The organism is Bacillus velezensis (assembly GCF_001461825.1).
In the GTDB taxonomy this organism is placed as follows: domain Bacteria; phylum Bacillota; class Bacilli; order Bacillales; family Bacillaceae; genus Bacillus; species Bacillus velezensis.
Genome location: NZ_LLZC01000001.1, coordinates 1 through 19025, shown reverse-complemented (window position 1 = coordinate 19025; position 19025 = coordinate 1). Strand labels below are relative to the sequence as shown.

Genomic DNA, 19025 nt, shown 5'->3' with positions numbered 1-19025 from the left:
CCCCGGGAAAAATCGCACGGACAAAGGAGGATCTCCATGAGCAAAGAGGCATTTTATCAGTCACTGGCCAAAGATATCCTGGACAATTGCGGCGGTTCATCGAATATTTCAGGCTTTACCCACTGTATGACACGCCTGAGGATTACACCTTTAGATCAGGACAAAACGGATATTGAAGCGCTGAAACAGCTTGACGGGGTAATAGGCGTCGTCGAAGCCGAAACACTGCAGATCATCCTTGGCACGGGTGTCGTCAATCATGTCGCCGACGCTTTCGCAAAACTTATGTCATCCGGAAAAAACATTGATTTAAAAGAAGCCGCCTCACGGAAAAAAGCCGATCTCAACAGAAAAAACACCACACCCATCACACGGTTTCTGAGAAAAATATCAAGCATCTTCATCCCCCTTATTCCCGCACTCATTGCATCAGGTTTAATCACCGGTATTACGAAAGCCGTCATTCAGGCCGGCTGGCTCCCGAAAGAATCCCAAATCGCACTTATTTTAACGGTTATCGGTTCAGGCTTGTTCACTTACCTCGGCGTCCTTGTCGGCATCAATGCGGCGAAGGAATTCGGCGGGACACCCGCGATGGGCGGCCTTGCGGGCATATTGATCCTTAACCCTGAGATCGCCAATATCAGTTTGTTCGGAGAGAATCTGCTCCCTGGCAGGGGAGGATTAATCGGCGTTCTTTTCGCTGCGGTTTTTATCGCTTATACCGAACGGTTTATCAGAAAGTACGTCCATCAATCCATCGACATTATCGTCACGCCTACATTGTCTTTACTTATCACCGGGCTGGTGACATATGTCGTGTTTATCCCTGCAGGCGGTTTTATTTCTGATCTCATTACATCTGGTTTATTGTCGCTGCTGAATGTCGGGGGAGTGCTCTCAGGGTTTGTACTGGGAGCCGCCTTCCTGCCGCTTGTCGTCACCGGCCTGCATCAGGGCTTGACTCCCGTACATTTGGAATTAATCCGATCAATCGGAGATGACCCGCTTCTTCCGATTCTCGCGATGGGAGGCGCGGGTCAAGTAGGGGCAGCCTTCGCCATCTTTATGAAAACAAAAAAAGCCTCATTGAAAAGAGCGATCGGCGGCGGACTTCCATCCGGTCTGCTCGGAATCGGAGAGCCGCTCATCTTCGGCGTCACGCTCCCGCTCGGCCGGCCGTTTTTGACGGCGGGTTTAGGGGCGGGAATCGGCGGCGCCTTTCAAGCCCATTTTCAGGTGGCTACTTTTTCAATCGGTGTCTCCGGCCTTCCGCTCTCGTTTCTCGTACAGCCGGCTCAAATCGTTTTGTATATCATCGGTCTCTTCATCTCTTACGCGGCGGGCTTTGTTTTTACTTATGCGTTTGGATTTAAGGATGACATGGCTGCTGAATTTGACTAAACCGGGAGGGATCAGAATATGAAAACACTGACAGCCGCCATACTCACAATGGTCATCAGCCTCTCTTTTCTGCCGCAGCACAAAGCCGAAGCCCAAGCCAAATTATACGACGCAGCAAAGCTCAGAAAGGTTGATCAAATGATTGAAAAAGACATCGCAGCAGGATTCCCCGGAGCCGTCCTTGTCGTCGTAAAGGACGGACGGGTGATCAAAAAGAAAGCATACGGCTACAGCAAAAAATATGACGGGAACACCCTTTTATCCCGTCCGAAAAAAATGAAAACATCAACCATGTTTGATCTAGCTTCCAATACAAAAATGTACGCGGCCAATTTTGCATTACAGCGACTCGTCAGCCAGGGAAAGCTTGATGTGTATCAAAAAGTCTCGGCTTACCTTCCTGATTTCAAAGACAGAAAAGGCGATCCGATTCAAGAAAAAGACCGCATTCGCGTCATCGATGTGCTCCAGCACCAATCCGGTCTGCCGGCAAGCTTTTATTTCTATCAGCCGGACACCGCAGGCCCTTTGTATTCACAAGAACGGGATAAAACGATCCGTTTTCTCACCCAAATCCCGCTTGAATACAAACCTGGAACAAAACACGTATACAGCGATATCGGTTACATGCTTCTCGGCTGCATCATTGAAAACATAACCGGAAAAACCCTTGATGCCTATGCGGAACAAGAACTGTACAAACCGCTGAAACTGACGCACACACTGTTCAATCCGCTGCAAAAAGGCTTTAAAGAAAAAGCATTCGCAGCTACTGAACGTTTAGGCAACACACGTGACGGAGTCATCCATTTCCCTCACATCAGGACATATACGCTGCAGGGGGAAGTTCACGATGAAAAAGCATTTTACTCCATGGGAGGGGTGTCCGGTCACGCCGGGCTGTTTTCCAGAGCTGATGATATGGCCGTCCTTCTTCAAGTCATGCTGAACGGCGGCAGTTATAAACACGTTTCTCTCTTCAATAAAAGAACGGCCGATTTGTTCACAACGGCGGCATCCTCTGATCCGACTTTTGCTCTCGGCTGGCGGAAAAACGGCAGCCCGGATATGGAGTGGATGTTCGGCCCTTATGCAAGCAGGCAGGCATACGGCCATACGGGATGGACCGGCACCGTCACGATTATTGATCCCGCTTATAAGCTGGGGATCGCACTTTTGACCAATAAAAAGCATTCCCCCGTCGTCAGTCCCGGTGAAAACCCGAATGTTTTTGAAGGGGATCATTTCCCGACCGGAAGCTACGGCAGCGTCATAAAAACGATTTATGAAGCCATTGAATGATAACCCATGTCTTTTGTCCAAACTATGACGGCAGGAGGGCACCATCATGAAACTTGTCATCTCAGCTGTATTACTGTTGTTCATTGTTTTCGGCACGCATCATGCATCGACAAAACCGGACATTCCGTCACAGGCGGAACAAGCGGTATCCCGTATGACATTAGATGAAAAATTAGGGCAGATGCTCATGCCTGATTTTCGCAATTGGCAAAAAAAGGGGCAGCCATCACCTGAGGCTCTTACCCAAATGAATGACGAAGTCGCAGGGCTTATTCAAAAGTACCGTTTCGGCGGCGTTATCTTATTTGCAGAAAATGTAAAAAACACTGAGCAAACGGTACGCCTGACAGATGCCTTTCAAAAGGCGAGCCCTGACATTCCGCTATTATTAAGCATTGATCAGGAGGGCGGCATCGTAACTAGACTTGGTGAAGGCACTCATTTCCCAGGCAATATGGCGCTCGGAGCCGCTAGAAAAACAGCCTACGCGTCCCAGACCGGCGCCATTATCGGGAAAGAACTGAAAGCACTGGGCATTAATACGAATTTCGCTCCCGTTCTCGATATCAATAATAATCCCGGAAACCCTGTCATCGGCGTCAGGTCGTTCAGTTCAGACCGAGATCTGACAGCTTCACTCGGCCTTGCCTCAATGAAGGCTCAGCAAAAGCAGGATGTCGCTGCCGCCGTCAAACATTTCCCGGGACACGGCGACACGGATGTCGACAGCCACTACGGCCTTCCGCTTGTCACCCACAATCAAGAAAGGCTGCGTCAAATTGAACTTTATCCGTTCCGGAAGGCCATTCAGGCCGGAGCTGATATGATCATGACAGCCCATGTGCAATTTCCCGCTTTTGACGATACAACCTATAAAAGCAAGCTGGACGGTTCAGACATCCTCGTACCCGCCACACTCTCGAAAAAAGTGATGACTCATCTTCTCCGTGAGGAAATGGGATTTAACGGCGTCATCGTTACGGATGCATTAAATATGAAAGCCATTGCCGATCATTTCGGCCAGGAAGAGGCGGTCGTCATGGCAGTAAAAGCAGGAGTCGATATTGCCCTGATGCCGGCCCAAGTGACATCGTTGCAAACGGAAAACCGCTTTGCCCGGGTTCATTCCGCTTTAAAAAAGGCGGTACAAAAAGGGGAAATTCCGCTTCAGCAAATTAACAAATCGGTGAAACGCATCATTTCCCTGAAAATAAAAAGAGGGATATATCCCGCACCGAAAGAGACAAATCTGAAAAAGAAGATTGCAAAAGCAAAGAAAACCGTCGGCAGCAAAAATCACCTGAAAGCTGAAAAACAAATCGCGGCAAGGTCCGTCACCGTCTTACAAAACAAAAACCGCACGCTCCCATTCAAACCGAAAAAGAACAGCCGCGTTCTCATTACCGCTCCTTATGAAGATCAAACAGCGTCAATGGAACAAACCATTCGGCAGCTCATCAAGAAGAAAAAAATCCGGCCGGTAACCATCAGTAAAATGAACTTCGCCGAGCGCACATTTCATGATGAGCACAAAAAGCTGGTATCCGACGCGGATTACGTGATTACAGGCTCCTATGTCGTGAAAAATGACCCTGTCGTAAACGACGGCGTGATTGATGATTCCGTCACAGATCCCGGCAAGTGGACGACTGCATTTCCGCGGGCCGTCATGAAAGCCGCACAATCAAACCAAAAACCCTTTGTGCTGATGAGCCTGCGTAATCCATATGACGCTGCGAACTTTGAAGAAGCTGAAGCCCTTATCGCAGTCTACGGCTTTAAAGGATATACAGATGGACAATTTCTCCAGCCAAACATTCCGGCAGGCATTGAAGCGATATTCGGACAGACAAAACCGCAAGGCAGGCTGCCCGCTGACATTCCTTCCGTCACTCATCCGGGAACGACACTCTATCCTTATGGTTTCGGTATCAATCTGAAGACCGGAAAACCGCTTTAAACAGGAGGACTGATCATGAAAAAACAAACGGCTGCGCTTCTTGCCGGATTAGTCGTCATCAGTGCCATGACGGCAGTCTCGGCGGCTTCTGACAGAAACCTTCATACCGCCAAGAAACCAAGCATCCAAACAGGCATCGACCGCCTGCTGATAGATTATAAACAGGAACTGAAGGGAAAAAGGGTCGGGCTGATCACCAACCCGACCGGTGTGAACAATTCATTGAAAAGCAGCGTTGACGTGCTGTATGAGGCACCAGACATCCAATTGACGGCATTATTCGGACCGGAGCACGGTGTCCGCGGCGATGCTCAGGCCGGAGACAAAGTCACATCCTATATAGACGAAAAAACAGGGCTTCCCGTCTACAGCCTGTACGGGGAAACGAGGAAACCGACGCCTGACATGCTGAAAGATACAGATGTGCTGATTTTCGATATTCAGGATGTCGGAACGCGATACTACACCTACATTTATACAATGGCCTATGCCATGGAAGCGGCCAAAGAAAAAGGCATTCCTTTTTATGTCTTGGACCGGCCGAATCCGCAAGGCGGACGAAATCCGGACGGCCCGGTTCTTGAACCGGATTACGCTTCATTTGTCGGACTGTATCCGATCCCGCTGAAGCACGGCATGACGATCGGTGAGCTTGCTCTTTTATTCAATAAAGAGTTTCATATTGGCGCCGACCTCACCGTCGTAAAAATGAAGCGCTGGAAGCGGACGATGACGATTGAAGATACCGGCCTGCCGTTCGTCCTCCCTTCGCCTAATATCCCGACCCCGGACAGCATATTCGCATATTCGGCGACAGGACTAATCGAAGGCACAAACGTATCCGAAGGAAGGGGCACGACAAAGCCGTTTGAACTGATCGGCGCGCCTTATATGAAAAGCACCGAGCTCGAAGAACGCCTGAACAGTCTCAAGCTTCCGGGCGTCACCTTCAGAGCCGCATCATTTATCCCCAGCTTCTCCAAGCACCAGGGCAAGCTGTGCCACGGCGTACAAGTCTACGTAACAAACAGAAACACATTTGAAGCGGCAAAAACAGGGCTCTCCATTCTGAAAACCATGCATGACTTATATCCGAATGACTTTTCGTTCTTGCCGACAGGCTCTTTTGACAAGCTGATCGGTAACGGCTGGGTACGCAAAAAAATAGAAAAAGGCGCTTCCATTGAAGACATCACCGGCACATATCAACGCCGGCTGGACCAATTCAAAACTCTAAGAAAACAATACCTCATATACTGACAAAATTCGTGTTACACGTGTAACATTTTGACGCATTTCACATTTCCGCTTTTTATAGGAAAACATTCATTTATTTGGTACAATTTCATTGATAACAGTTATCATTTAAATGAATGTTTCCTAAAAGGTGGTTTCTCATGAAAAACACATTATTCTTTCAGCCCATTGATATCATCTCCGTAAAAAAAACAGCCGACCTTCTGTCAGAGCATCAGCTCACTGATTCTCCCGTATTGATCTTTCATGTGAAAGGCGAGGGACAAATTGATATCGGAACAGACAGCTTTCCGCTGCAGAAGGAAACGCTCTACATCTGTCCTTGTGATGAGACATTCAATATTGCCCCTATATCGTCAGGCGGCATCCATTTGTATATCGTCAGACTCCGTGTTTTCTCCTACTCATCAGATGATGAAGCGATGCTTCCGGATAACGGGGAAGACATCTTCCACGGACTTCAGCAAATGAATTTACAAACGATTGATCATTTGACAAGCCGGCTTCAGTCACTTTCTGAAAACGTGCGATCGGCGGATGCATTGCAGAAAATGAAATATACAGCCGACTTTCAGCAGCTGATGTACGACCTTTATGCCGCAAAAGTATGCCATCAAAATAATACGAAAGCGGCGATCGAACAGACAAAACAATTCATACATGCTCAGTCCGACACAAAAATCACGCTCACCCAGCTCGCTCATATGGCGGGAATCAGTCCCAAGCACTACAGTGAAACCTTTAAAAAACTATACGGGCAGAGCGTAACTGAATATATCACAGACATCCGCATAACCAATGCGAAAAAACTGATGGCCAAGGCAAACTGCAAACTGCGGGATATCGCTCATCAAATCGGCTACCAGGACGAATTTTATTTCAGCCGCATCTTTAAAAAACATACCGGCAGCTCACCTACAAGCTATATGAAAAAAAGGCGCATAAAAATGGCCGCGTACGGAAAAGAAACGATGGGACATCTGATTCCTCTGCATCACGTGCCTTACGCTGCGGCGCTGCACCCGAAATGGACGGCCTATTATTACAAACAATTCTCTTCCGATATTCCGGTTCACCTGAGTGCTTACCGTTATAATGCAAATTGGGAAGAGAACCTGCAAACGCTGTCCCAAGCTGCCCCGGACATCATTTTCAGTCTTGATTCTGTCAGTGAAGAAGAAAAACAGCGCCTGAATGACATCACTGACGTTTTTTACCTTCCGGCTCAAGAGAATTGGAGAGACCAGTTTCTTCGCACAGCCGCATATTTGAATGAAGAGCAGGAAGCGCGGCACTGGCTTAAAGCTTATCAAAGTCTCGCCCATTCAGCGAAAGATGCTCTTAAACACGTGCGGCATCAGCGGTTCTTATTTGTTCGTGTATATAAAGAAAATATGTACATCGCCCATAACAACAGTATTGAGGATGTCTTCTTCGGTGATTTAGGCTTTGCCTCCGCAAAACCGGAATCTTTTGCTCCTGACGAAAAGATTTCCTTGGAAATGCTGGCGGATTGCCAAGCTGACTGCATCATGCTTTTCACTTGTAAAGAACCGGAAACGCTTCGTTATTTTCAGCGGATTCAGCAGAACGGGATATGGCAGAACCTTAGAGCCGTCAGCAATAAACGCGTGTTTCCCATTTCATCTGACCCGTGGATTGAATATTCTCCAAGCGGACATCAGCGGATGATCGAACAAAGCGTTTCCATTTTTTCCGAAGATCGTCCATGATAATACCGGAAATTATCCATGGTCTTATCCCTGTTCCTTCTCTATAATTCCAATTGATAATAGTTATCAATTGAACAGGAGGAACAATAGATGAAGAAATTGGCATTCGCTTTCATGATTTTGCTTTTGGCTTTCACGGCCGCGGCTTGCGGAAGCTCAGAAACATCCGATACAGCAAGTAAAGGAAAGGACGCTTCTTCAGATAAAAAGAAAATCGAATATCTAGGAAAAACATATGAAGTAAAAGCGCCGACTGACAAAATCGCCATTACAGGCAGCGTAGAATCAATGGAAGACGCCAAATTGCTTGACGTTCATCCGGCAGGAGCAATTTCTTTCTCCGGCAAATTCCCGGAACTGTTTAAAGATATTACAGATAAATCCGTATCAACGGGAGAAAAAATGCAGCCGAACATGGAAAAAATTCTTGAGCTGCAGCCGGACGTCATTCTGGCATCAACCAAATTCCCGGAAAAAACGTTGAAAAAATTGAGCGGCACCGCTGAAACGATCCCTGTCTCTCATATCTCATCAAACTGGAAAGAAAACATGATGCTGCTCGCCCAGCTTACAGATAAAGAGAAAAAAGCGAAAAAAATCATCGCAGATTACGAACAGGACCTGAAAAAGACAAAAACAAAGATCAACAGCAAAGCGAAACAGTCAAACGCGCTGGTCATCAGAATCAGACAAGGCAATATTTATATTTATCCTGAACAAGTATATTTCAACTCCACGCTTTACGGTGATTTAGGCCTGAAGGCGCCGGACGAAGTCAAAGCGGCGAAAGCGCAGGAACTGATTTCTCTTGAAAAATTAAGCGAAATGAACCCTGACCATATCTTCGTACAATTCTCTGATGACGAAAACGCAGATAAGCCGGACGCTTTGAAAGACTTAGAGAAAAATCCGATCTGGAAGAGCCTGAAGGCAGTCAAAAAAGACCATGTATACGTCAATACGATTGATCCATTAGCCCAAGGCGGAACCGCATGGAGTAAAATCAGCTTCTTACAGGTTGCGGCTGACAAATTGACTCAAGACTAATAAAGAGTAGGTTTTTCACATGTATGCAAAACGGCGGACACACATTATTATCATTGCTTCACCGATTGCCATTGTTCTGTCACTGCTGCTTTCCGTTTTATACGGCGCAAAGCAGCTTGACTTCCATACCGTGTTCTCCGCATTGCTGCACTTTAATCCGGAGAATACCGACCATCAGATCATATGGCATTCAAGAATCCCGAGGGCTGCCGGCGCTATGTTTATCGGCGCCGCCCTTGCTGTTTCCGGAGCGCTCATGCAGGGAATCACACGGAACTATCTGGCCTCGCCTTCGATCATGGGTGTGTCGGACGGCTCCGCTTTTATCATCACCCTTTGCATGGTATTGCTCCCTCAATCGACATCCATTGAAATGATCATATACTCGTTTATCGGTTCCGCATTCGGCGCCGCTCTTGTTTTCGGGCTGGCCTCCATTCTTCCCGGCGGTTTTACCCCGGTGCAGCTTGCCATTATCGGAACGGTGACCAGTATGCTTCTCAGCAGTCTGTCGGCTGCGCTTTCGATTTATTTTCAAATTTCGCAGGATCTCAGTTTTTGGTACAGTGCGAGACTGCATCAAATGAACCCTGATTTTTTGAAACTGGCCGTCCCGTTTTTTGCGATCGGAATCATCACGGCCATGATTCTCAGCAAAAAGGTCACTGCCGTATCATTAGGAGACGACATTTCAAAAAGTCTGGGACAGCAGAAAAGAACCATCAAACTCATGGCGATGGCGGCCGTTGTCATATTGACCGGAAGCTCGGTGGCACTCGCCGGAAAAATTGCCTTTGTCGGTTTGGTCGTTCCGCACATCACACGTTTTCTCGTCGGATCGGACTACAGCAGGCTGATCCCATGCGCGTGCATCATCGGCGGCGTCTTCCTGACCCTTTGCGACCTTGCCAGCCGATTCATCAATTATCCGTTTGAGACGCCTATTGAAGTTGTCACTTCTATCATCGGTGTTCCTTTCTTTCTTTATTTGATTAAAAGAAAAGGAGGGGATCAGCGTGGTGCGTAAAATGGCCGGAATTTATATCATTCTGATTGCTCTCATATTGTTCGTAAGCTATTTCAGCATGACAAGCGGTTCTTTTTCCGCAAAGCCGGGTGAACTGCTCAGTACGCTTTTCCGCATCCATCCGAATCCGCAATATGACATTTTGCTGTTTCAGCTGAGGCTGCCTCGCATTGTCATGGCTGCTGCCATCGGGCTCGGATTGGGGATAGCCGGAGCCGTTATTCAGGCCATTACCAAAAACGGGCTTGCCGATCCCGGTATTTTGGGCATTAATGCCGGAGCCGGAGCCGGAATCGTCGCGTTTATGCTTCTGTTTCAGGGACAATCTGAAGCGACGGCACTTGCCTCTGCGATGGGTATGCCTGTCTTCGGCCTCATCGGAGGATTGATGGCGGCCGTGCTGATCTATATTTTCGCCTGGCACCGGGGGCATCTGGAATCGGGCAGAATTATTCTCGTCGGGATCGCCATGAATTCAGGATTCAGCGCGCTGTCTTTATTTCTTTCATTAAAAATGGACCCGCAGGATTATGAGATGGCGATGGTTTGGAAAAACGGCAGCATCTGGTCGGCAAACTGGATGACCATTACGGCGATCCTTCCGTGGCTGATCTTGTTCATTCCTCTTCTTATGGCGAAAACGTCATTGCTGGATACCATTCGTTTCGATGAGGACACGGTGAAAAGTCTCGGTGTTTCAACCAATAAAGAAAAAACGATTTTACTCATTGCCTGCATCGCTTTGATCAGCGCATGTGTAACCGCAGCGGGCAGCATGGCATTTGTCGGGCTGATCGCGCCCCATATTTCCCGCAGGCTCGCCGGGATTGAGCACAGATACTCATTACCGGTCAGCGGATTGGTCGGTATGCTCCTCGTCATATCCGCCGACTTTGCGGGCAAATTGTTCTTTCAGCCTTCAGAAGTGCCGGCGGGAATTATTCTTGCGATTCTCGGCGTTCCTTATTTCTTTTTTCTTCTGTTTAAGCAGAAGAAGGGGCTGGATGCATGAGGGGCACCCTTACAGAACACCGGATAAACGGAAAGGAATGCACTGTGTATCTTCCTCCCTCCTATTCGGTTCAAACAGGGGCTTTACCCTGTGTGTACGTACTTGACGGGGGGTCTTTGTTTTTAGAACAGATGGATAAGCTTGAATCCCAATTTGCGAACGGAACACTTCCCGAATTGATTTTTGCCGGCATCAAACCGGCTGACAGGCTCGATGAGTACACGCCGTGGCCCGCGCCTTCCCTGAGCCCTGCGTTTCATGATTTCGGCGGCAAAGGGAGGCTCTTTCTCGAGGAGCTGACAGATGCCATCATTCCAACTGTAGAAGATATGTATCACATTTCTGCACATCCGGAAACAAGAGGACTGATCGGCGCGTCATTAGGCGGACTGTTTTCGATATACGCGATGCTACAAAAGCCTGAAATATTCGGCAGAATCGGCTGTATTTCCGGTTCCTTCTGGTATGAAAAATCAGCAGATTATGTCCGCTCCGCATCTTTGCGTCCGGCACGGCGGCGTATCTATATGTCTGTCGGCAGCCGCGAAGCTGAGCATAAAAACAACATCCAAAACACCATGATCCGACAAAATAAAGACGTGCATGAAAGCCTGAGGCAAAAAGGCTTTTCTCAATCTCAGCTCTCTTTCACTGTTGAAGAAGGCGCCGTGCACCATCAAGAAGCATTCAAACGACAATTCAATGCAGCACTAAGCTGGCTGTACGGAAAAAACCGCTCACGTAGCTGAGCGGTTTTTTTCATACTTCATCACGACCGGCTTAAGTTCAAAGCGTCTCAGCAAATAGCCGAACAAAGCGGCAAGGATTTGCTGAAAGAGCATCCCGATGACGACCGGAACCGCCACTTGAGACGGAAAGAAAGACACGGCGAGAACGGCTCCGGCGCTGATATTGCGCATGCCCCCTGTATAAATCAGGGACACGATTTCATCCTGGCTCCGCTTCATCAGTCTTCCGATCAGCCAAGCCACGGCATAACCCGTCATGGCAATAAAAAATACCATGCCTGCAATGCCCGCAAATTTGATATCCACGTGCGTGACATACGGCGCGATTTCCGAACTGTTAATGGCAATGACAATCATCAGACAGATTTTTGAAAAAGGAGACAGCGACCGGCTTATTGCCTGAGTCCTTACCGGCGGGGAAAACTGGTTGACCATCATCCCTGCGATGGATGGAATCACCACCATCTCCGCCAGCCCTTTCATCATTCCCCACACATCCATCTGAACATTCGCCCCGGCCAGGACAGACAGGCTTAACGGTACGATAAAAGGAGAAAGCACGGTATCAACCAGGATAATAGACAGCGTCAATCCGACATTTCCCTTATACATCGCAGCCCAAATCAAACTCGTAATTCCGGTCGGAATCACCACACCCATAATCAGCCCCGTCACAGTTAAAGGGTCACCGCTGAAAATCAGATGGCCGCTTCCCCATGCAAAAACAGGCATGAAAATATGCAGAACAAACAATGCCATGATCATCGGGAGCGGCTTCTCGATACTGCGCTTCAGCGATTGAAAATTGGCACTCAGACTGCCCGTAAATGTAATAAATGCAAATATCCACGGCACAGCGCCGGCCATCCAGCTGATATGCTGAGATAACAGCACACCCGCCGCCACACTTGACGGAGTCAAAAGCGGCATGATTCTCCCCAACACTTGGTTCAACTTCTGTAGCCACATCATATGCAAGTCTCCTATATACGGTTTTCAAATCTCATTCATTATAACAATGCAAACCCACAAATTTAACCGAAAAAAAGCCCGGATATATTCATCCGGACTTCACAAATTCTATGCCATTTGTTTCATTAAATCTCGGCTTTTCTGATTTAATCCCTTTAATTCAGCCTCAATTCCGTATTCTTTACATTTGGCGACAATTTTCTCAAGAGCCGCCGCTCCCGAATCATCCCACACGTGGGCATCGGTCAAATCAATGACAATTCGTTTCACGTCTTCATCATAAACGATGGCATTCATCAGTTCAGACACGGAAGCAAAAAAGATTTGTCCCGTTACCTTATATGTTCTGACATCTTTCTGTTCGGAATGTGACACAATCTTCAGCTTAGAAATTTTAGCCGTAAAAAAGATCGCGCTTAGCAGCACACCCGCGAAGACACCCTTTGATAAATCATTTGTCAGGACGACCGTCACGACGGTAATAACCATAACGATCGAATCAGTAAGGGGCGCTTTCCGTAAACCTTTAATCGATGACCAGTCGAACGTGCCGATGGACACCATAACCATCACGGCCACCAGTGCAGCCATCGGAATTTTCACGACGATACCGCTTAATACGGCAATTAAAAACATTAAAAACGCGCCGGCCGTAAAAGCCGATAACCGGCCGCGTCCGCCGGCTTTCGTATTAATGACAGACTGGCCGATCATGGCGCATCCGGCCATGCCTCCGAAAAATCCGTTCACAATATTGGCGATGCCTTGTCCGCGGCTTTCTTTGTTCTTATCACTATCCGTATCCGTCATTTCATCAATGATCTGGGCTGTCAGCAATGACTCGAGCAATCCGACGAATGCAAGCGCCAGTGAATACGGGAAAATAATCCGCAATGTCTCAAACGTCCACGGAACATCCGGTATCAAGAAATGCGGAAGTGAACTTGTAATCCCGCCCATATCACCGACCGTGCGGACATCCGCATGGAAGACCACCGCAATGATCGTCATGACAATAATCGCCACCAGCGGAGACGGCACAGCCGTCGTAACCTTCGGCAATAGATATATGATAGCCAGTGATCCGGCAAGCATGGCGTACATGACCCATGAAGCTCCTTTGAACTGCGGCAGCTGCGCAGAAAAAATCAAGATCGCCAAAGCATTCACAAATCCGATCATGACCGAACGCGGAATAAATTTCATCAATTTCGCTATCTTACTGACACCAAGAATAAATTGAATAATACCTGTCAAAATGGTTGCCGCAAACAAATACTGCAGCCCGTAATCAGCCACCAATGTCACCATGACAACCGCCATTGAACCCGTAGCGGCTGAAATCATTCCCGGTCTGCCGCCGAAGATAGAAATAATAATCGCGATACAAAATGATGCATAAAGGCCGACCATCGGATCGACACCTGCAATAATTGAAAATCCGATCGCCTCAGGGATCAGAGCGAGAGCAACCAGAATACCGGCCAGAATGTCTTTACGTACATTCCCGAACCATTGCTGCTGTAACGTATAATCTTTCAAATGATAACGACTCCTTTTCACTGTAAATATCCGCACCCTATCAGTTGGAAACATTGATTTTCATCTGGGGAATATGAGGCAAGCTTACGGGGAAAAAGAGGACACGCTCAGAGTATAATGTCATTGAGGAAAGGAATTGTTAACAAAGAGTATCATATTAAACTTTAAAGAAATGTGCAAGACCGTATAAATAAGAAAAGAAAACGACTCTCACTGGAGCCGTTTCCGCTTTTATAAAAGTTCCGGATCAGACACAAGAATCGTTTTTATTGCGCTGATATCCTTTCTTTCTTTTGTCACCGGGTCGATGCCCATGAGATGATCAATGGCTTCTTCATAATTCTTCAGTTCCGTCTTTTCCGTAATAAAATCATAGAGCTGCGGAAGGTCGGACGCGCATGCTAACGCGGCCTCCATGATCTGGCGGGCTTCACCTGTGCCCACAATCGTCACGCCGTTTGACAGCAGCTGGTACGGCCTGACCGTCATCTCATACGTATCATCAAAGCCCATCGGCACGATTCTGCCTCCCTTTTCAATAAAAGGATAAGCCCAATCAAGCTGGTTGCCGATCGCGTCAAAAATCACATCAAATTTTCTTCCTTGATTAATCCGTTTCACTTCATCCACGGTTAATGCTTCAGGGTGGTAGACATAATCCGATATCCGGCTCGCCGCCTCGCTTCGGAAACTGCCTATTTCAGTCGCAACCGTCAATCGCGCCAGTTTTTTCACCATCATTTGCACAAGCAATCCGATTGGTCCCGACCCCAAAACCAAGACCGAGTCCTCCGGCTGAATCGAAGCCTTGTCCACAACATTCAGCACACAAGAGAGAGGCTCAACCAATGTGGCCCGCTCCCATTCCATTGAATCCGGAATTCTGTACATGAACCTGTCTTCCCCCACGTAATATTCCGCAAACGTTCCGTGCGCCCCGATTCCGAGCTGCCAATCCTCGAAGGTTTCGCAATAACACGTCAGCCCTCTCCGGCAATAATGACATTTCCCGCAAAACTGCGTAGGATCTATCACGACGCGGTCTCCGACTTTTACATTTGTCACGTCCGGTCCGATTTCCACGACCGCTCCCACCGATTCATGCCCCATAATCATATGATGGGTTGCATTCATTTTTCCTTTCAGCACATTTAAGTCCGTTCCGCAGATACCGGTTCCGAAAATTTTCACTTTCACATCATTGGATTTCCGAATTTGAGGCTCGTCCACCTCTTGATATTCAAGCTTATCATTAGGAGTCCAGACCAACGCCTTCATATTTCTCTTCCTTTCTGCCCCAGCGGATTTGGTCTAACAATGTTTGATGAAGCTCCTTCGTTGATGCCGCAATACATGATTGCTGATTCTGATAACTTAAATCTGTCAGAAGCGTTTCGTCCAAAGACCGGCCGTATGCATCCGTAATGACCACTCCCGCCTTCTTCGCCAAAAAGACGCTTGCGGCAATATCATAAGGAAACAAATGCAGCACCTGCCCGTTCCCGACCTGCTGAAAATCTGAAAGCAGCTTCGGATCATCTTTCAGCAGACGATTACCGATATCCACATAAGCATCCATCTGCCCCGTGATAATTCGCGAAATCGAATAAGAAGCGCTGTTGAAAACAAAAACCCCGCCATTATTGGCCGACTGGTCAATCAGATGTCCGTATGCGTCCGTCATCAGCTGCGCCGGATGCCCGTTAAATTCAAGGCTCCAAAACATATTTTTAATATCCCGCACTCCGCTCAAATTCGGCAATTCTCCATGATACCCTTCAAAATGAATCGCATCGCTGTATATATCACCGTACATATAAGCGCCTGATTTCAATTCAAGTAAAAAAGCAAATTCGATATCCTTAATCTTTGCGTTTGGCTTATACGAAGCAAGCGCAATCGAAATACACGACATTTCAAGTCCCGCGGCGGCCGGGCGCGTTCCGTCTATCGGATCTACAATTAAAATATATTGCGGATCTTCTCCAATCAGCTTCAGGCCGCCATCCTCCGTGTAAAAAGCAACCGGATGGCCCTTTTCTTGAATATAATCCAGCACCGCCTCCTCAGCAGCGGCGTCTATGTTAAATTGGGCGTCGCCTCCCGGAGAATAGCCGTTTACGAGCCGGTTTTTCAGCGTGCCTTTTTGATTTTTCACCTTTTGATAAACAAATTGTCCAAGCCCAATGATATAATCTCTCACTTGATTTCCTCCAATAGCTTGCGAAGTCTGTAGCAGAGCACTTCGGCTTCACTAAGTGTAATGGTTAAAGGCGGACGGATTTTAAATACATTTCCGAATCCGTAACGGGATGTCCGGAGAATCAGCCCGTAATCCATTGCCCGTTTAGCAATATAATTGGTCAGCTCCACATCCGGTTCATTGTTCTCTTTAACAATCTCCACACCGATCATAAGACCGACGCCTCTTACCTCAGAAATAAAAGCGAAATCCTCTTTCATCGTTTCTAAGCGATCCATAATATAATGACCGACCGTCGTTACATTTTCCAAAAATCCCGGGCGCTGCATAATATCTATGGTTTTACACGCGGCAGCGGCGGCCATCACATTTGAGCCGTACGTGAAGGAGTGCGTATACCCCGGAAGCCCGGTATACTTGTCCTCCGTCAGAGTGGCGGCGACTTGGAAGCCTGTGCCCCCGAGCCCTTTTGCTACCGTCATCATATTAGGTTTCACATCGAAGTGGTCCGCGGCAAACATTTTGCCCGTCCGTCCGAACCCGGTCTGAATTTCATCAAAAATCAGGGCGATATCATGTTCATCACAAAGCTTTCTCAGCTGTTTAAAATACTCTTTAGGCGGAACGACGTTTCCACCGTTTCCGGATATCGGTTCAATAATCATGGCGGCAATTTTTCCATTGCTCGCATACTCAATAAAATCATTAATTCTTTCTACGCACAGCATACCGCATGAATCAGGTTTCTGATTATAAAAACAGCGGCTGCAATACGGATCGGGGACTTGCAGGCCAAAAGAAATTTGCGGCGGGAAAGGTTCTTTTCTGAATGAGTTGCCGGACAAAGCGGAAGTCATATACGTTTGTCCGAGGTGGCTTCGAAATAAGGAGATGACATCGGTTTTTCCGGAGTAATACTGAGCCATTTTAATAGCTCCTTCATTTGCACCGGAACCGCTGCTGACTTTAGGGTGTACTTTTGTGAGATTATCGGGGGCGATTTCTACTAGTTTTTCTGCCAGTTTATTTACGGCGTCTGTTTGAAAGGATGATGTCACATGGATCAGCTTATCGGCTTGTTCTTTAACCGTATCAATGACTTCTTTGTTACCGTATCCTAAATTCAAGTTAAATGTGGCAGAAGCGCAATCAATGTACTCATTTCCCTCTTGATCGTACAGGTAAATCCCTTCTCCGCGCTCCATTACTACATCGTCAACACTGTAATACAAGCTGTCTGGATTCGTGATTTCCTTCGTTCCCACAAATACCACCCCTATGAAATTATTAGAATTTCGCTTTTTATCGTATAAATTATTGAAAATAATGTCAACGATCTTTCTTGTAAAAAATGTTAACAATTTGTTAACGTTACCATAAGGGATGTACGACAAAAAGTTATGTGATATAGTAACAATACTTGGATTTTTTGTAAAAACATCATGGTCATACGAGTAGAGAGAAATATTATTTTACCAATAAGGAGATAAAATGATGAAAACTCGTCTGCTGTGGATAAGCTGTTTTTCTTATGGATCGATTGCTTTTACACTTGTTATTCTGGGAGCCGTACTGCCTGAGTTACTCACACATTATTCACAAAGCTACAGTAATGGCGGAGTATTGGTATTCTCTCAGTTCATGGGCTTTCTCATCGGTGTCATCGGAATGCCATACATGGTGAAAAAGCTTGGGCGCAAAAACGTCGTTATCTTTGGCCTGGCGCTCATCAGCTGTGAAATGTTCATCACCTTCCTGCCGCCCTGGCCGCTGCTCTTTCTTCTCGTCAGCATCGCAGGGCTTGGCGCCGGACTGGTGGAATCCTGCGTAGGCACGATCATCCTCACCGCTATTAAAGAAAGACAGGCTGTGGCCATGAGCAAGATGGAAGTGGCCTACGGATTAGGTGCGCTGTTCATGCCTCTGCTCTCAGGCTTTCTTATCAACAACCACATGTGGACAATTGCTTTTTTAGTATTAGGGTTATCCAGTTTTGCACTTTTAATCGCATGGAAGCAGATGAGTTTCGGCAGTATTGATCAGCTTCTCATCCGCAAAGAGGTCTCTTCTGCTGACACTCAAAAAGAAAGTACCGGTTATCGGTCACAAGGATTGCTGTTTATTGCCTTGGCGGGTGCTTACTTCTTCTTTTACGGCGGCAGTGAAGTTTCCATTGTACATTTTATCCCCTCCATCTTCGCTGAGAAATGGGATATCCCCAACTCTTTGGCAACAATAACAGTTACAGTGTATTGGACGGGTATGATCATCGGAAGGTTATTAACAGGCCCGGTATCAGAAAAGCTGACATATCACCGTTATCTCCGTCTCATAAGCATTGGCGGTCTGGCAGCACTTACCGTATTAGCATTAAGTAAAAACGTATGGTTCGGTTTTGCCCTTTGCTTCTTTTTAGGACTGTTCATGGCAGGCATGTTTGCAATAGCCCTAATCATCACGAATCATTTTTATCCCGGAAAGACAGAAACAACTACCAGTATTCTGCTCGCTTCAAACGGATTAGGAGGTTCACTCCTTCCGATCGCCGTCGGCTGGAGCTTAGATGAATATCCCGCACAAACTGCATTCTGGCTGTTTACTGCACTGATGCTCCTTATGCTGCTGATTGTGTTCAGTTTAAGAATGCTCGAGACAATAAAATCAAACAATCTTCAAAATCATAACAGCAAAGCAAAATCAATGTAAACAAAAAAGCTAATGCCTTTCAAAGGCATTAGCTTTATATATCTATGTGATCTTCCATATAAAAAACCCAGTTCATCATAAACTGGGTTAAGATAGCTTGGCGGCGTCCTA

Annotated in this window: 15 protein-coding genes; 10 read left to right on the top strand and 5 right to left on the bottom strand. The window is 47.0% G+C overall.

Annotation, left to right across the window (positions count from 1 at the left end; all coding sequences use genetic code 11):
- Positions 1 to 36 precede the first annotated feature (36 nt).
- The 9 genes from AR442_RS00075 (at position 37) to AR442_RS00035 (ending at position 11491) form a co-directional block, all read left to right on the top strand.
- Positions 37 to 1404, top strand: a complete 1368-nt coding sequence (locus tag AR442_RS00075; protein WP_053285464.1) for a PTS transporter subunit EIIC — start codon at positions 37 to 39, stop codon at positions 1402 to 1404.
- An 18-nt stretch (positions 1405 to 1422) separates the two neighbouring features.
- Positions 1423 to 2706 (top strand): penicillin binding protein PBP4B, encoded by a 1284-nt coding sequence (pbp4b, locus tag AR442_RS00070; protein ID WP_053285465.1) that lies wholly within the window; start codon positions 1423 to 1425, stop codon positions 2704 to 2706.
- A 46-nt stretch (positions 2707 to 2752) separates the two neighbouring features.
- Complete coding sequence (locus AR442_RS00065; RefSeq protein ID WP_053285466.1) at positions 2753 to 4666, top strand: glycoside hydrolase family 3 protein; 1914 nt, start codon at positions 2753 to 2755, stop codon at positions 4664 to 4666.
- Positions 4667 to 4681: 15 nt separating this feature from the next.
- Entirely contained in the window at positions 4682 to 5926 is a 1245-nt protein-coding gene (locus tag AR442_RS00060) for an exo-beta-N-acetylmuramidase NamZ family protein (protein WP_053285467.1), read from the top strand.
- Positions 5927 to 6063: 137 nt separating this feature from the next.
- Positions 6064 to 7656 carry a bacillibactin transport transcriptional regulator Btr gene (gene btr / locus AR442_RS00055; protein ID WP_053285468.1) on the top strand — a complete coding sequence of 531 codons (1593 nt, stop codon included), beginning with the start codon at positions 6064 to 6066 and terminating at the stop codon, positions 7654 to 7656.
- 90 nt (positions 7657 to 7746) lie between these two features.
- Entirely contained in the window at positions 7747 to 8703 is a 957-nt protein-coding gene (locus AR442_RS00050; RefSeq protein WP_003156778.1) for an ABC transporter substrate-binding protein, read from the top strand.
- 19 nt (positions 8704 to 8722) lie between these two features.
- Complete coding sequence (locus AR442_RS00045) at positions 8723 to 9730, top strand: FecCD family ABC transporter permease (protein WP_007609051.1); 1008 nt, start codon at positions 8723 to 8725, stop codon at positions 9728 to 9730.
- Position 9731: 1 nt separating this feature from the next.
- On the top strand, positions 9732 to 10742 hold the full coding sequence (gene feuC, locus AR442_RS00040) for an iron ABC transporter permease FeuC (protein ID WP_014720650.1): 1011 nt from the start codon (positions 9732 to 9734) through the stop codon (positions 10740 to 10742).
- Positions 10739 to 11491, top strand: a complete 753-nt coding sequence (locus tag AR442_RS00035; RefSeq protein ID WP_014416767.1) for an alpha/beta hydrolase — start codon at positions 10739 to 10741, stop codon at positions 11489 to 11491. Before feuC ends, AR442_RS00035 begins: the two co-directional genes overlap by 4 nt.
- Here the strand turns inward: AR442_RS00035 and AR442_RS00030 are convergent.
- The 5 genes from AR442_RS00030 to AR442_RS00010 form a co-directional block, all read right to left on the bottom strand.
- A complete protein-coding gene (locus tag AR442_RS00030) occupies positions 11480 to 12421 on the bottom strand; it encodes a bile acid:sodium symporter family protein (protein ID WP_088056555.1) in 942 nt (313 codons plus the stop codon). The genes AR442_RS00035 and AR442_RS00030 overlap by 12 nt on opposite strands.
- 150 nt (positions 12422 to 12571) lie before the next feature.
- Entirely contained in the window at positions 12572 to 14005 is a 1434-nt protein-coding gene (locus AR442_RS00025; protein ID WP_014720647.1) for a SulP family inorganic anion transporter, read from the bottom strand.
- A 231-nt stretch (positions 14006 to 14236) separates the two neighbouring features.
- On the bottom strand, positions 14237 to 15283 hold the full coding sequence (locus AR442_RS00020) for a zinc-dependent alcohol dehydrogenase (protein WP_003156784.1): 1047 nt from the start codon (positions 15281 to 15283) through the stop codon (positions 14237 to 14239).
- Positions 15258 to 16208, bottom strand: a complete 951-nt coding sequence (locus AR442_RS00015; protein ID WP_014416764.1) for an inositol monophosphatase family protein — start codon at positions 16206 to 16208, stop codon at positions 15258 to 15260. Before AR442_RS00015 ends, AR442_RS00020 begins: the two co-directional genes overlap by 26 nt.
- Positions 16205 to 17473, bottom strand: a complete 1269-nt coding sequence (locus AR442_RS00010) for an aspartate aminotransferase family protein (protein WP_007408029.1) — start codon at positions 17471 to 17473, stop codon at positions 16205 to 16207. Before AR442_RS00010 ends, AR442_RS00015 begins: the two co-directional genes overlap by 4 nt.
- Before the next feature lie 229 nt (positions 17474 to 17702).
- On the opposite strand from AR442_RS00010, the gene AR442_RS00005 reads away from it, so the two are divergent.
- Positions 17703 to 18914, top strand: a complete 1212-nt coding sequence (locus tag AR442_RS00005; RefSeq protein WP_021495343.1) for an MFS transporter — start codon at positions 17703 to 17705, stop codon at positions 18912 to 18914.
- The last annotated feature ends 111 nt before the right edge of the window (positions 18915 to 19025 follow it).